Annotated in this window: 12 protein-coding genes; 1 reads left to right on the forward strand and 11 read right to left on the reverse strand. The window is 71.5% G+C overall.

What is annotated here, in order from left to right; genetic code table 11:
* Position 1: 1 nt before the first annotated feature.
* The 10 genes from RYJ27_RS00485 to RYJ27_RS00530 form a co-directional block, all read right to left on the reverse strand.
* Positions 2–1,561 (reverse strand): GMC family oxidoreductase, encoded by a 1,560-nt coding sequence (locus RYJ27_RS00485; RefSeq protein ID WP_330170857.1) that lies wholly within the window; start codon positions 1,559–1,561, stop codon positions 2–4.
* Positions 1,561–2,175, reverse strand: a complete 615-nt coding sequence (locus RYJ27_RS00490) for a thiamine pyrophosphate-dependent enzyme (RefSeq protein WP_330170858.1) — start codon at positions 2,173–2,175, stop codon at positions 1,561–1,563. The genes RYJ27_RS00485 and RYJ27_RS00490 overlap by 1 nt, the downstream gene beginning before the upstream one ends.
* The gene (locus RYJ27_RS00495; protein ID WP_330170859.1) at positions 2,172–2,672 is read right to left on the reverse strand and encodes a thiamine pyrophosphate-binding protein; all 501 of its coding nucleotides are present in this window, start codon (positions 2,670–2,672) and stop codon (positions 2,172–2,174) included. Before RYJ27_RS00495 ends, RYJ27_RS00490 begins: the two co-directional genes overlap by 4 nt.
* 106 nt (positions 2,673–2,778) lie before the next feature.
* Positions 2,779–4,170, reverse strand: coding sequence for an NtaA/DmoA family FMN-dependent monooxygenase (locus RYJ27_RS00500; protein ID WP_330170860.1), 1,392 nt, complete (start codon positions 4,168–4,170; stop codon positions 2,779–2,781).
* A complete protein-coding gene (locus RYJ27_RS00505) occupies positions 4,167–5,672 on the reverse strand; it encodes an aldehyde dehydrogenase family protein (RefSeq protein WP_330170861.1) in 1,506 nt (501 codons plus the stop codon). Before RYJ27_RS00505 ends, RYJ27_RS00500 begins: the two co-directional genes overlap by 4 nt.
* A 31-nt stretch (positions 5,673–5,703) precedes the next feature.
* Entirely contained in the window at positions 5,704–7,125 is a 1,422-nt protein-coding gene (locus tag RYJ27_RS00510; protein ID WP_330170862.1) for an amidohydrolase, read from the reverse strand.
* Between the two features lie 63 nt (positions 7,126–7,188).
* Positions 7,189–8,256, reverse strand: coding sequence for an ABC transporter substrate-binding protein (locus tag RYJ27_RS00515; protein ID WP_330170863.1), 1,068 nt, complete (start codon positions 8,254–8,256; stop codon positions 7,189–7,191).
* A 127-nt stretch (positions 8,257–8,383) separates the two neighbouring features.
* Positions 8,384–8,986: a helix-turn-helix domain-containing protein gene (locus RYJ27_RS00520; protein ID WP_330170864.1), complete on the reverse strand. Its 603-nt coding sequence runs from the start codon at positions 8,984–8,986 to the stop codon at positions 8,384–8,386.
* Positions 8,987–9,076: 90 nt separating this feature from the next.
* On the reverse strand, positions 9,077–11,851 hold the full coding sequence (locus RYJ27_RS00525) for a molybdopterin-dependent oxidoreductase (RefSeq protein WP_330170865.1): 2,775 nt from the start codon (positions 11,849–11,851) through the stop codon (positions 9,077–9,079).
* Entirely contained in the window at positions 11,848–12,687 is an 840-nt protein-coding gene (locus RYJ27_RS00530; protein WP_330170866.1) for an FAD binding domain-containing protein, read from the reverse strand. The genes RYJ27_RS00525 and RYJ27_RS00530 overlap by 4 nt, the downstream gene beginning before the upstream one ends.
* 102 nt (positions 12,688–12,789) lie before the next feature.
* On the opposite strand from RYJ27_RS00530, the gene RYJ27_RS00535 reads away from it, so the two are divergent.
* Positions 12,790–12,918, forward strand: coding sequence for a hypothetical protein (locus RYJ27_RS00535; RefSeq protein ID WP_330170867.1), 129 nt, complete (start codon positions 12,790–12,792; stop codon positions 12,916–12,918).
* Between the two features lie 7 nt (positions 12,919–12,925).
* Here RYJ27_RS00535 and RYJ27_RS00540 read toward each other — a convergent pair whose 3' ends face one another.
* Positions 12,926–13,711, reverse strand: coding sequence for a nucleoside phosphorylase (locus tag RYJ27_RS00540; RefSeq protein WP_330170868.1), 786 nt, complete (start codon positions 13,709–13,711; stop codon positions 12,926–12,928).
* Between the last annotated feature and the right edge of the window lie 41 nt (positions 13,712–13,752).

Here is a 13,752-nt window from a genome sequence, read left to right on the forward strand (position 1 = left end):
CTCAGGAGGCGAGGAGCTCTGCGGCGCGTTCGGCGATCGCGACGGTCGGGGCCTGGGTGTTGCACGTCGGGATGGAGGGCATGACGGATGCGTCGGCGACCCATAGCCCGTCGAGTCCGCGCACCGCGAGTCGGGGATCCACGACGGCGAGGTCGTCGGTGCCGATGCGCGCGGTGCCCGAGCAGTGGAAGAACGAGCCGATGTTCTCCCGGACGAATCGCGTCTTCGCTGCCGTGTCGAGCCCGGCGGGCGGAGTGAGGGGGCCTTCGGCGAGGTCGCGGTACGCGGGCATGGAGACGAAGGCGTGTGCCGCATCGACCGCCTCGACCATCGCCGCCAGATCGACGGGATCGGCGAGATAGTTCGGGTGGATGTCTGCGGCGGCGCCCGGTTCGGCCGAGCGCACCCGCACCCATCCGACGCTCCGCGAGCGGTAGAGGCCCGGCACGAGGGCGAACACGCGATCGCCGGAGAGGTCGTGCCGGGTGTGCAGCGCCTCGTCGCCGCGCGAACCGTGTGCGATGACGGTGTGCAGGTCGGGCCCGGCCTCCGCGTGAGAGCTCCGCCAGTTCACCATCGCGCCTCCGCCGTTGCCGATCACCGGCCCCAGGTCGTGTCGGGCCCGGAAGTTCATGCCGAGGATGAGCGGGTGGTCCTGGAAGTTCTCGCCGACGCCGGGGAGATGATGGCGAACGGCGATGCCGGCCTCCGACAGGCGTCCGGCATCACCGATGCCCGACAACTGCAGCAGCCGCGGCGTGTCGATCGCGCCGGCGGCCAGCACGACGCGCGACGCGGCGGTCGTCACCCGCACCCCTCCGGCGAGGTGGCGCACGCCCGTGACGCGGGTGCCCGTGAGTTCGACGGCGTGGGCGGGGGAGTCGACGAGCACGTCGAGGTTCGGACGGGGAAGCGCCGGCTCCAGATACGCGCGGGCGGTCGAGAACCGTTGGAAGGATCCGTCCGGGCCCTCGACCGCGTTGTAATCGGGATAGACCGCGCCCTCATTCGCCCCGGCGTTGGCATCGTCGAGAACAGGGAGGCCGCGCTGCGCGGCGGCCTCGACCAGTGCGTGGGCGATCGGGTGCACCGCGGCAAGCGGTCCGACGCGCACGGGTCCGTCGAGCCCCCGGAAAGCGGGGTCGCCGCCCACCCGCGACTCCGAGCGGCGGAAGTAGGGGAGGAGGTCGTCGTACCCCCATCCGGTGGCGCCGGCATCCGCCCACGCGTCGTAGTCGGCCCGGTGCCCGCGGTACCAGAGCATCGCGTTCGTCGACGACGAGCCGCCGAGCACGCGGCCGCGGGGCATCGCCATCGAGCGGCCGAGCACGTGCGCGGTGGGGCGGGCGCGGTAGCCGTAGTCGTAGCGCGAACCGATCAGGGCGTCCCAGTGCGCCGCGTCGAGGATCTCCCGAAGCCCTTGGTGGTCGGGACCCGCCTCGATCAGCAGGACCCGGCGCGCGGGATCTTCGCTCAGCCGAGCGGCGAGCACGCACCCCGCCGCCCCTCCGCCCACGACGATCACGTCGTAGGCGGGTGCGGGCAGGCGCACGATCGGCATCAGTTGTGCTCGCTGGGTCCCATGATCGATACGCCCTCGGTCTGCTCGACATGGCGCACGAAGATGTACTTGTCCTCGCGGCCGTCCGAGTGCTTGCGCCGGATTCCCGGCTCGAGGATGCCGTCGGTCTTCGCGACCACGAGGTACGGCTCGCGCGCAGCGAGTCCCGCCGAGCAGTGCGCATCGAACTCATCGAGCGTCTGCGCCGTGAAGGCCTTCGCCACGCCCGCCCCACGTGCGATCGCCGCGAGGTCCACGCGACCCTTGGCCGTGTGCGTGGCGGGGCCGCCGATCGACTGGTACTGCTCGTTGTCCCACACCACGACGAAGAGATTCGACGGCTGCTCGTTGCCGAGGGTCGCGAGGATACCGAGGTTGAACAGGAGGCCGCCGTCGGTGTCGAGCGACACGATCCGGCGGTGCGGCAGGCCCACGGCGAGCCCGAATGCCTCGGGCGTCACGCAGCCGAGCTGCTGCTGGAACAGGCTTGCCTCGCGCATGTGTGGAGCGGCGTTGTACCACTCGTCGACCGCGCCCCCGAGGGAGAGGATGACGAGCTCCTTCTCGAGGCGCGCCCCGAGCAGCTTCATGGCTTCGAAACGGCTGTAGCTCATCGGACCAGATCCCCTCCGAGGACGACGGCGGCGTGGTAGTACGAGGCATACGCCGTCTCGTACGCGCGCACGACGGCCGTCTCGATCTCGTCCACCTCTCGGACGACCGTGTACGGAGTACGCAACGTCTGCAGGAGCGGCTCCATCGTGATGCCATGCGGGATCGCCCACCAGTTGTTCTCGCCCATCTCGCCGCGGTAGCTCATGATCATCACGACGGGGATGCCGGCGCCGAGCCCCATCCGGGCCAGATGCTCGGTCGCGGCCCGCAGCCCCGAGTTCTCCATCACGAGCACGGCGCGCTTGCCCGACAGGAAGACGCCTCCCGCGATCGCGGCGCCCTCGCCCTCGTTGGTGACGGGGATCGTGCGGATGTCGGGGTCGGCGTCGAGGGCCGGGTAGAGCTCCTTGAGCAGGGAGTCCGGCAGGTAGGTCGCAACGCTCACCCCCGCGCGCTTCAGTCCGCGGATGACCGCGTCGACGGCTTCGGCTTTCATGAGAGTGGCTCGCTTTCGTGACTGGTGGGGCGGAGGAGTCGCTCCCCTGTCGCGATTCGACGCCGTGCCCGACGACGGCGAGCGGTTCGTGACAGGGGAGCGGCGGTCATTTCGAGCGCGCGGAGAGGCGCCGCGCGCGGTGGCTGTCGGGCAGGCGCGGTCCGCCGTGCGGGTGGATCCGCTCGCGCAGGGTGCGGGGAGAGGACTCGGCATCCTCGGTGCCTGGAGGGTCGAGTCGCCCCCGCTCGCGCAGGATCGGCACGACGAGCTCGATGAAGGCGCGGTACGCGTGCGGTCCCCCGAAGGTGGGCTCGAGCATGATCCCGTCGATGCCGGATCCGTCGACGATCGCCTCGATCTCGTCGGCCACCTCGACGGGTGAGCCCGTGATCTGGAAACCGCGGATCGCCCTGGTGCGGAAGGAGTCGAGGATCTCGCCGACGCGCATGTCGGGGTTCTGTCGCGCGTAGCGCTGCACGAGGGTCTGCCCGAGGTCGGTGTGCAGATCGACGACACGGGTGGCAGGGTCCAGGCCTGTGAGATCGAGACCCGTGATGCCGGCGAACATCACCGCCGCGTCGTCGAGCGCCAGCAACCTCTCGTATTCGGTGCGCAGCGCGTGCGCCTCGGTCGAGGTGGGAGCGACGGTCACGGTCGCGCCGGTCACGACGGCGACATCCCTCGCGGCGCGTCCGCCCTTCTCCGCCTGCGCCCGGATGTCGGCGACGTGCGCCGCGGCTGACGCGATCGACTGCCCCTGGATGAAGACCGCCTCGGCGTTGCGCGCCGCATAGGCCCGGCCACGGTCGGAGGTCCCGGCCTGGAACAGCACGGGGGTGCGCTGCGGCGTCGGCGGCACGGCGAAGACGCCGCGGGAGCGCTGGTGGGCACCGGCCACCTCGACCCGGTGCAGCTTCGCGGGGTCGGCGTACACACCCCGGGCGCGGTCGCGCACTTCTGCGTCGTCGTCCCAGCTGTGCTCCCAGTAGCGCAGGCACGTGTCGAGGAAGTCGTCGGCGGCGTCGTAGCGCTCGTCGTGCGAGAGCTGAGCCGTGACGCCGAACAGCTCATCGGTCGTGGACTGGGAGCTCCCCGTGACGATGTTCCACCCGATGCGCCCGCCCGTCAGCCGATCGAGCGTCGCGAATCTGCGCGCGGTCGCGTACGGCTTCTCGACGGTCGTGGGCGAGGTCACGACGAAGCCGAGGTCGCGGGTCTCCCGTGCCAGCGCCGCGATCGCGAGCATCGGGTCGAGTGCGGGGAACTGGATGCCGTGGGCCGCGACCTGCTCGGGCATGATGCCCTCGAGGGTGGCGTAGCCGTAGGTGTCGGCGAAGAAGAGGAAGTCGAATCCCGCCGCATCCAACTCGCGGGCCAGAGCGATCCAGTACTCGAGCCGGTCCCAGTCGTCGCCGCGCCCGCGCGGATCGGTCCACGTGGGCATCCCGTTGCTCGGGTTCATCATCTCGAACACGCCGAGCGCGATCCGTGTGCTCATACGACCATCACCACCGACTTCGTCTCGAGGTAGTTCTCCAGCCCCTGAGGGCCGTTCTCGGTGCCCCAGCCCGATTCCTTGTAGCCGCCCTTGGGCAACTCGGGACCGAGGAACGAGTGGCAGTTGACCCACACCGTGCCCGCCTGCAGGCGGGCCGCGATGCGGTGGCCGTTGCTCAGGCCCTCCGTCCACACGCTCGCCGCGAGGCCGTAGTCGCTGTCGTTGGCCCACCCGACGACCTCATCCAGGGCGTCGAACGGGGTGACGACGGCGACCGGGCCGAAGATCTCCTCGCGCATCAGGCGGGCGTCGGGGCGCACATCGGTGAGCACGGTCGGGCGGTAGAAGGTGCCCTGTGCGCCGTCGCGCTCGCCGCCCGTCACGACGGTGACGCCCTCGCTGCGGCCCTCGTCGATGAACGACGCCACGCGCTCGGCCTGCGCGACGCTCACGAGCGGACCGAGATCGGTCGTCTCCGCGAGCCCGTGGCCGAGCCGCAGGCCTTCGCCCGTCCGCGCCATCCCCGCGACGACCGCGTCGTAGACGTCCCGATGGGCGTAGATCCGGGCGCTCGCGACGCAGACCTGCCCGCCGTTGTCGAAGATGCCCCGCGAGACGCCCTCGATCGCGGCGGGCAGGTCGGCATCGGGCATGATGATCGACGGCGACTTGCCGCCGAGCTCGAGGGTGAGCCTCGCGAGGCGATCGGATGCCGTGGCCACGAGTCGCTTGCCCACGGCCGTCGACCCCGTGAAGGCGACCTTGGCGACGCCGCGGTGCTCGGCGAGCGCCTGGCCCGCCTCCGCGCCGAACCCGGTCAGCACGTTGACGACGCCGTCGGGAAGCCCCGCCTCCTGCAGCAGTCGGCCCAGGTAGAGCGCCGTGAGCGAGGTGTTCTCAGCGGGCTTGAGCACGATCGTGCACCCCGCGGCAAGGGCGGGGGCGAGCTTCATCGCCGTCATGATGAGCGGCGAGTTCCACGGAACGATCGCGGCGACGACGCCCACCGGCTCGCGGCGCGTGTAGGCGAAGACCTCCTTCCCCGCGGGGGTGCGGGAGAGCGAGGTGGGGATCGTCTGACCCAGGATCTTCGTCGGCCAGCCGGCGTAGTAGCGGAACTGCGCGATCGCCGCCGGCACCTCGCCGAACCGGGACGTGCGCAGGCTCTTGCCCTGGTCGAGGGTCTCCAGCTGGGCGAGGTCGTCGAGGTGGGCCTCCATGAGGTCGGCGATGCGCCAGAGCAGGGCGGTCCGCTCGGCGGGGCGCATCGCCGCCCATGCGGGGGTGGCCGCCGTCGCCGCGGCGACGGCCCGGTCTGCGTCGGCGGCGGTTCCGCGCGCGATCTGCGCGAGCGTCTCTCCCGTCGCCGGGTCGACACTCACGAACCGCTCGCCCCCTGCGGCCTCGACCCAGCGGCCCCCGATCATCAGACGCCCGGGGTCGTCGGCGAGGAAGGCCGACACCCGCTCCCTCAGGGGGGCTCGTGTGATCTCGATCGTCATGCGGTACCTCGGTTCGGCCGGCGGGGAGCGGTCAGAGCGTAGGGCGCTCGTGTGACGGCGCGTCGTCGCTCGTGTGTCCGCGGTGGAACAGTCCGCTCGGGTCCTCCTGCTCATCGAGCCAGGCCGAGCGGCGGGCGAAGAGGTCGGGCACCAGCGCACGCACGCGGTCGATCAGCTCCGCGAGGTCGGCGTTCACGAGCCGGCCGTCCTTGACCACGACCCGCCCATCGACCATCGTCAGGTCCACGTCCGAGCCCCGCACTGCGTGCACGAGGTTGTGGTGGATATTGGCGTAGCCGCCCGAGGGGAGCAGGGGCGTCATCCGCGGCGTATCGGTGCGCACGGCGACGAGGTCGGCCTTGTGCCCGGGCAGCAGCGCACCCAGCTCGCCCCCGCGTCCGATGGCCGCCGCCCCGCCGCGGGTGGCCATGTGCAGGACATCCCACGAGTCCATGGCCGCGGCATCCATCGTGCGCAGCTTGCCCAGCAGGGAGGCGACCTTCATCTCCTCGAACATGTCGAGGTTGTTGTTCTCCTTCTCGCCGTCGGTGCCAAGACCCACGTTCACGCCCGCCGCGAGCATCTCGGCCACCGGCGCCATGCCGCTCGCGAGCTTCATGTTCGAGACGGGGTTGTGCGAGACCCCCACGCCGCGGGCTGCGATGAGGTCCACCTCGGCATGATCGAGCCACACCGCGTGAGCGATCATCGCGCGGGGGGCGTCGAAGAAGCCGAGCTTGTCGAGGGCGAACATCGGCCGGGTGCCGTAGCGCCCGACGAAGTCGGCCACCTCGATCTCGGACTCGCTGCAGTGCGTGTAGAGGCCGGTGTCGTAGGAGCGGGCCAGTGCCACGGCGCGCCGCTGGCCCGCCTCGTCGGCGTAGAACGGGTGCTCGAGTCCGACCCACGGCATGATCCGGCCGTTCGCCGCCCCGGTCCACTCCTGCAGCATCCGCTCGTTGTCATCGAGGGTGTCGAAGTAGTCGAAGTCGGGGTGCTCCCCCACGTAGTTCACGCTCACGAGTCGGTTGCCCAGAGCGGATGCCGCGCGGGCCGCGCCGTCCATGAAACGCCACATGTCGACGACCGTCGTGGTCCCCGACAGAAGCCCCTCGGCGTAGCAGAGCCAGGCGGCCGCCTCCGCCTCATCGGGTCGCAGCACCCGGTGCATCGGATCGATGTGCAGGCGCAGCCACTCCCACACCGGAAGGTGCTCGGCGGTTCCGCGCAGCATGCCGGAGTGGTGGTGCGCGTTGACGAGGCCCGGCATGAGGACGTGATCGGGCAGATCGATGTGCTCGGCGTCGGGGTTCTCCGCCGCGAGTGCGGTCGCGTCGCCGACGGCCCTTATCGTGTCGCCGGTCACGAGGACCGCGGCATCCGTCAGGACGGTGCGGGCGTCGTCCATCGGGACGACGACAGGGGCGGTCAGCAGGAGGGGGGTGGTGCTCATGGGGGCTCTCTCAAGAAGTGGGGTCTGTGGCGGGGCGGCGGGGGTCGCCCCGCCACAGACGTCTCAGCGTGCGTCGACGAGTTCGGGGTTCTCCTCGTAGACCTCGTCGAGCAGGCTGAGGTCGAAGATGTCCTCGGCCGACACCTCGAATCCGGATCTCGCGAGGCTCGCGATCGTCTGCTGCTGCAGGTCCTCGGAGATCGTGAACAGCCCGTTTTCGATCGTCTCCTCCGAGACGACGAGGAGTTCGGCCTGCGCGGTCGCGCTCGCGATCGAAGTCTCGAGGGACAGGCCCAGGTCGGCGCCGTACTCCTCGACGGCGAGCTCCGCGCCGATCGCGGGGTCGGCCACGGCGTCCCGCCAGCCGCGGATCTCGGCGACGAGGAACGCCTTCAGCCGCTCGCGATCGGAGGCGATCGTGTCGTCGGTGGCGGCGACGACGTGGCCGACGAAGGGCAGCCCGTTGTCGGCGAAGAGCAGGTCGGTCACTGCGATCCCCTGCACCTCGAGGGTGACGGACTGGCTCGTGACGAACGCGATCAGGCCGTCGACCTCGCCCGTGACAAGGGGGGCGGGATCGTACTGCACCGGCACGATCTCGATCTCGCTCGCGTCGATGCCGTTAGCGGAGAGGAAGGCGTCGAACACCGGGCGGTTGGAGTCCTGCACGCCGATCTTCTTGCCGATCATCTCCCCGGGCGTCGTGATGTTCGCGCCGTCGGTGAGGGAGGCGATCGTGAAGGGGTTCTTCTGGAACGTCGCGCCGACGACCTTGAGGGGCGCGCCCTCGTTGGCGACCGCGGCGCCGACCGAGAGAGCGTCGGTGAACGACACCTCGGCGGTGCCCGAGAGCAGCTCGGCGATGCCGCTCGAGGGTCCGGGGATGAGGTTGACCGACGAGAAACCGGCGTCCTCGTAGTAGCCCTCGGAATGGGCGATCAGCTCGCCCGACCACTCTTCGTTGAGGATCCAGCTCAGCTGAACGGACAGATCTCCGAGGTCGTCGCCGGCGACGGGCGAGCTATCGGTGGATGCGGCGCCGCCGGCGCACGCGGCGAGTCCGACGGAAGCGGCGATCAGCGCCGCGCCGACGGCGAGGCCGCGGGCGCGGCGCGGGAGGGCGAAGGACATGTGATGCTCTTTCTCTCGGGTGCAGCCGATAGTAGAGAGCAATCATTGATTGCACGTGGCAATCGTGTTTCCGCCGTGTTTCCCGTCCCGCTCCGCGCGGCTCAGGCGTCGGTCGCGTACGCGCGGCTCAGGCGTCGGTCGCGTACGCGAGGATGATGCGGATGGGGGACTCGCCGCGTGCGGTCCAGCGGTTGCGCAGCGCCCCGGGATAGGTCACGGCATCGCCCGGGCCGAGCTCCCAGGAGCCGCGTCCTTCGATGTCGACCGTGATCTCCCCGTCGACGACGTAGACGGTGACCTCGCCGTCCGATTCGTACCAGTCGCCCATGTACTGGCCGGGCTCGACCCGGTACTCCTGCATCGAGGCGGCGCCCGAGTGGACGACGCGCGTCGTGGCGGCGTTCTCGACCTCCGCGATCGGCACCCAGTGCGCCTGCTCGCGGCGGGAGACGTGGATCGGGTCGACCTCCGGCTCGGCGGGCAGGAGCGCGGACGGTGAGATGCCCAGCACCTTCGCGATCCGGTAGAGCGTGATGAGCGAGGGCATCGCGCCGCCGCTCTCGATCTGGCTCAGGAACGGCTGGCTGATCTCCGCCGCCGACGCCAGGGCGCGCATCGAGAGCTTCTTGCGCGTGCGCGCCTCGCGGATCGCCCGCCCGAGCGACGCGCCGATGAGGGCGTCGGGCGGCGCGGACGGCCGCGCGGCGTCGGAAGGGGAGCGAGCGGGCACCGCACCACCCTAGCGAGCACCCGGACCCGAGGCGGCGGCGATGCCCGCCGCCGGGCGCGCCCACCGCCGGAGGGTGGGGTCCGATCCGACTCAGCGGGCCTGCGCCAGGCGCCACACCCGGTCTCGCGAGAACGGCTGCTCGAACGGCCGCGTGCCGAGGGCGCGGGCGATCGCGTTGCCGATCGCCGGTGCCACGGGGTTGTAGGGCGACTCGCTCATCGACTTGGCGCCGAACGGGCCGAGATCGTCGTTCGTGTCGGCGAAGTGGATCTCCGTCTCCGGGATGTCGGCCATCTGCGGAACCCGGTACAGGCGGAACTGCCCGTTGACGACGGCCCCGGCATCCGTCATGACCTCTTCGTACAGCGCGCTGCCCACGCCCTGTGCCACGCCGCCCTCGATCTGACCGCGGCATTGCGCGGGGTTCATCACGAACCCGGCATCCGCCGCGTGCACCTGCTGCAGGATGCGCACCGACCCCGTCTCGGGATCGACCGCAAGCCGCACGGCGTGCACGTTGAAGGCGAGGGAGCGGTGCTCGCCGAGCTCGCTGCCCACCGCCGTCACGCCGCCGTGGGCGAGCTCGTCGGGGGATGCCGCGCCGACGAGCTCGGCGAAGCCCACCGTCCCCGACGGGGTCGCCACCCCGTCTGGAGTGAGGCGGCACTGCGCCGGCGGCACGGCTGTCACGCGAGCCGCGATCGCGACGAGGCGTTCGCGCAGCGCCAGGCAGGCGGCGTAGAGGGCCTTGCCGGCCACGGTCGTGCCCGCCGAGGCGAACGCGCCGGTGTCGTGCTCGACCTCGTCGGTGTCGGCGTGGGCGAGGGTCAGCCGGGCGGAGTCCACACCGAAGACGGATGCGGCGATCTGCCGCTGCACGGTCGTGGTGCCGTTGCCGAACTCGGCCGTTCCCGTGCGCAGGGCGTAGGTCCCGTCGGATCGGAGCGTCGCGCTCGTGTGCGAGATGTGGCCCCGGGGCGCCATCGTCGCGATCATCGAGGCCGCCATTCCCTCGCCGACGAGCCAGCCGTCGGGGGCCGTGGCGCCGTTGCCGCGCCGCAGGCCGTCCTGCGCGAGGTCGAGGCACTGATCGAGCCCGTAGCTGCCCCAGATCACCTCCTCCTCGATGACGCCGTCGGCGGTCCGCAGCCGGTCGGCCTCGGTCACGGCGTTGATGCGGCGCAGGTCGAACGGGTCGATGCCCAGACGCTCGGCGAGCATGTCCATCGCCGATTCCACCCCGAGCATGACCTGGCCGAGCCCGTATCCGCGGAACGCGCCGGAGGGCACGTTGTTGGTGTACACGGCCTCGGCGTCCACGCGCGAGACGGGCGTGCGGTAGATCGTCAGCGACTCGGCGCAGCCGTGGAACATGACGCCGATCGCGTGGTTGCCGTACGCGCCCGTGTCGCTGAGCACGTCGAGCTTGACGGCGGTGAGCCGGCCCGCGGCATCCGCCCCCAGTGTCACGCCGACCCGCATCGGGTGACGCACCGAGGCGCGCACGAACTGATCGGCGCGCGAGAACTCGTAGCCGACGGGCCGGCCGGTGCGCAGCACCGCGAGCGCGACGAGGTCTTCGGTGAAGATCTCCTGCTTGCCGCCGAACCCGCCGCCCACCCGAGGCGCGTAGACGCGCACCTTCTCCCGCGGGAAGTCGAGGATGCGGCACAGCTCGTCCCGGGTGAGGAAGGGCACCTGCGTGCTGGAGCGGATGACGAGGCGTCCGTCGTCGTCGAGCCACCCGACCGAGCCGTGGGTCTCGAGCTGCGCGTGGGAGACCCGCGATGTCTGCCACGTGCCCGAGACGGTGACCGCGCTCGCCGCGAGCGCCGCGTCGATGTCGCCGCCGTAGCCCGCGTGCAGGGCCGCGACCACGTTGCGGGAGGCTTCCGCGACGCGATCCTCCGGCGTGCGGTCGGGGTGCAGCAGCGGAGCGCCCGGTGCGCGTGCCTCGTCCGCGTCGAACACCGCGGGCAGAACCTCGTAGTCGATCCGGATGAGCCGGCAGGCCGCATCCGCGGCGGCGGCGGTCTCGGCGACGACGGCCGCGACCCGCTGACCGATGTGCCGCACGACGTCGTCGAGCATCCGGGTGTCGTCGGGGTCGTCGGTGCGATGCTCGTGGCGTCCGGTGGAGTAGCGCGTACGCGGGGCGTCCTCGTGGGTGAAGACGGCGACGACGCCCGGCACGGCGAGAGCGGCGGCCGTGTCGATCGAGCGGATGCGCGCGTGGGCGTGCGGCGATCCGACGACGCGCAGCACGAGGGTGCCCGGAGGCACCTCGTCGAACGTGTAGGGCTCGAGGCCCTGCACCACCCGGCGCGCGGCCTCGGGGGACACCGATGCGCCGACGCCAGAGCCCGTGACGGCGGGCGGGTGCGCGCACGCGTGCTCGGGGGCGCAGCCCGCGGCATCCGCGCGGCGACCGGTCTCCCGCACGGCGCCCATGATGGCCTCGCGGATCGGGCGGTAGCCGGTGCAGCGGCAGAGGCTGCCCTTCATGCGGCGGTCGAGGTCGGGCAGGTCGTCGGCGCCCAGCGTCGATGCCGTGACGCTCATCCCCGGCGTGCAGAAGCCGCACTGGAAGCCGAAGCTCTCGATGAGGGCGTCCTGCACCGGGTGCAGTTCGCCTTCCGGTGCCAGGCCCGCGGCGGTCGTGACGTGCCTGCCCTCCACTCGGGGGGCCGGGATGATGCAGGAGTGCACGGGCTCGCCGTCCAGCAGCACGGCGCAGGCGCCGCAGTCGCCCGAGTCGCACCCCTTCTTCACCTGGGTGCGCCCCGTCTCCCGCAGAAGCGTGCGCAGGCACTGGCCCGGTCGCGGCTGCGCCTCGACGGCCTCGCCGTCCACTTCGAATCTCATGCGCGGACCTCCCCGTCGGCGAGCTCGCGTCGCGCCCGTTCGGCGAGCACGATCGCCACCCCTCGGCGCCAGTCGGCGCTGCCGAGGGCGTCGGTGTAGTACCCGGATGCCGCCGCGATGTCGTCGGCGAGCTCCTGCGCGGACGGGATGCCGCGGTAGCGGAACACCGTGGGCCGCTGCGTCGCCGCGGTGATCCCGAACACCGTCCCGCCGTCGGCGTCGAGTCGGCCGGTCGTCACGGCTCCCGAGCGGCCCAGTTCGGCGAGGGCGATCTTGTGCAGGACGAGGCGGCCCCGCAGCGTCGCCGCCGGGACGTCGATGCGGCGCAGCACCTCTCCGGGCGCGAGGCCGTTCTCGCCGTTGCCCGTGACGAGGTCTGCGACGAGGGTCCGGCGTTCTCCGCCGTCCGGCGACCAGATCAGCGCGGTGGCGTCGAGGCCCGCCGCGAGCGAGACCATCGCGCCGGCCGCGAAGGAGCGGCAGATGTTGCCGCCCACCGTCGCGGTGTTCCAGATCTTGAACGACGCCAGCAGCGCGTTCGCCGCGTCGGGGAAGGCCGCGGTGGCGGCCCACTCGGCGGGCGGCGTCACGTGATGGCGCCCCTGCGCGAAGGCGACGAGCGTCGCGATCGTGCACGTCGCGCCGATCTGCAGGCCCTCGGGGGTGACGACGAGGTCCTCCCAGCCCATCGTGGTCAGGTCCACGAGACCGGTGACCCGGGGCTGCGGCTCGCCGTAGAGCCAGGTGCCGCCGCCGAGGAGGGTCTCGCCCGCCGCCAGCGCGAGGTCCTCCCGCCTCCGCGCGCTGCGGAAGGACGTCACGGAGGTGAGGTCCACGATTTCTCCCGAGCGGTCGAGTTGTTGATGAGGCGAACACCCCGAGTGAAGCAGGCGTGCATTTCGCCCGTGTTTCCTGTCGGCCGTATGTCGGGGACGGGCTTGATGCTCGCCGCGGCGGTCGTGCTCGCCCTCGCGGCGCCGGGACGGGGCCGGGCCGCTCTCGCCCAGGGCCTGTTCCCGCTTCTCGCCATAGCCCTGACGATCGCGGGTGCCCTGCTGCTGTCTTGAGGGCCGTTCAGAGATCCAGCTCGACCGCGGTCTCGAGCGCGGCCTCGATGGAGCGCATCCATCCCTCCTTCAGCGCCGCCTTCATGTCGTCGTACAGGGAGGCGCCGTCGACGAGGTTGCTCGAGCACGCGCACACCATGCCCGCTCGCAGGCCCCGCAGGCGCGCGACGATGTACAGCGCCGAGGCCTCCATCTCCACGTTGAGGATCCCCATGCGGTTGAGCTGCCCGATCCACTCCGGGGTCTCGGCGTAGAAGGCGTCGTCGCTCGCGCTGATGCCGCGGAAGGAATGCGTCCCGGATGCCGCGGCGATCCTGTCGGCGTGGCGACCGAGCGCGGCGGTGAGCTCGAGGTCGGGCACCGCCGGGAAGCCCTTGGGCAGATAGGCGTCCGTCGTGCCGTCGTTGCGGAAGCTGCCCTCGCTCACGAGCAGGTCGCCCGGCGCGATGCCCGGCTGCAGGCCCGCCGAGCTGCCGACGCGGATGAACGACGTCACTCCCACGCGGGCGAGTTCCTCGACGGCGATCGCCGTGGAGGGGCATCCCATGCCGGTCGAGGTCGCCGTGATGTGACGCCCCTTGTACCAGCCCGTCATGGTGCGATGCTCGCGGTTGTGGGCGACCTCGCGCACATCGGTCAGGAACTCCGCGACGAACGGCACGCGGAACGGATCGCCCGGCAGAAGCGCCACCGACGAGACCTCGCCGGGCGCGATCCCGATGTGGTACTGGCGGGCGTCGACGCCCGCCTGGGACTTGTCGACGGGTGCGGGTGCGGGTGCGGGTGCGGACATGAGGACCTCCGGGATGCTGTGACGAACGATGTCGCGACAGT

This window comes from Microbacterium limosum (assembly GCF_036324365.1).
Classification (GTDB): Bacteria; Actinomycetota; Actinomycetes; order Actinomycetales; family Microbacteriaceae; genus Microbacterium; species Microbacterium limosum.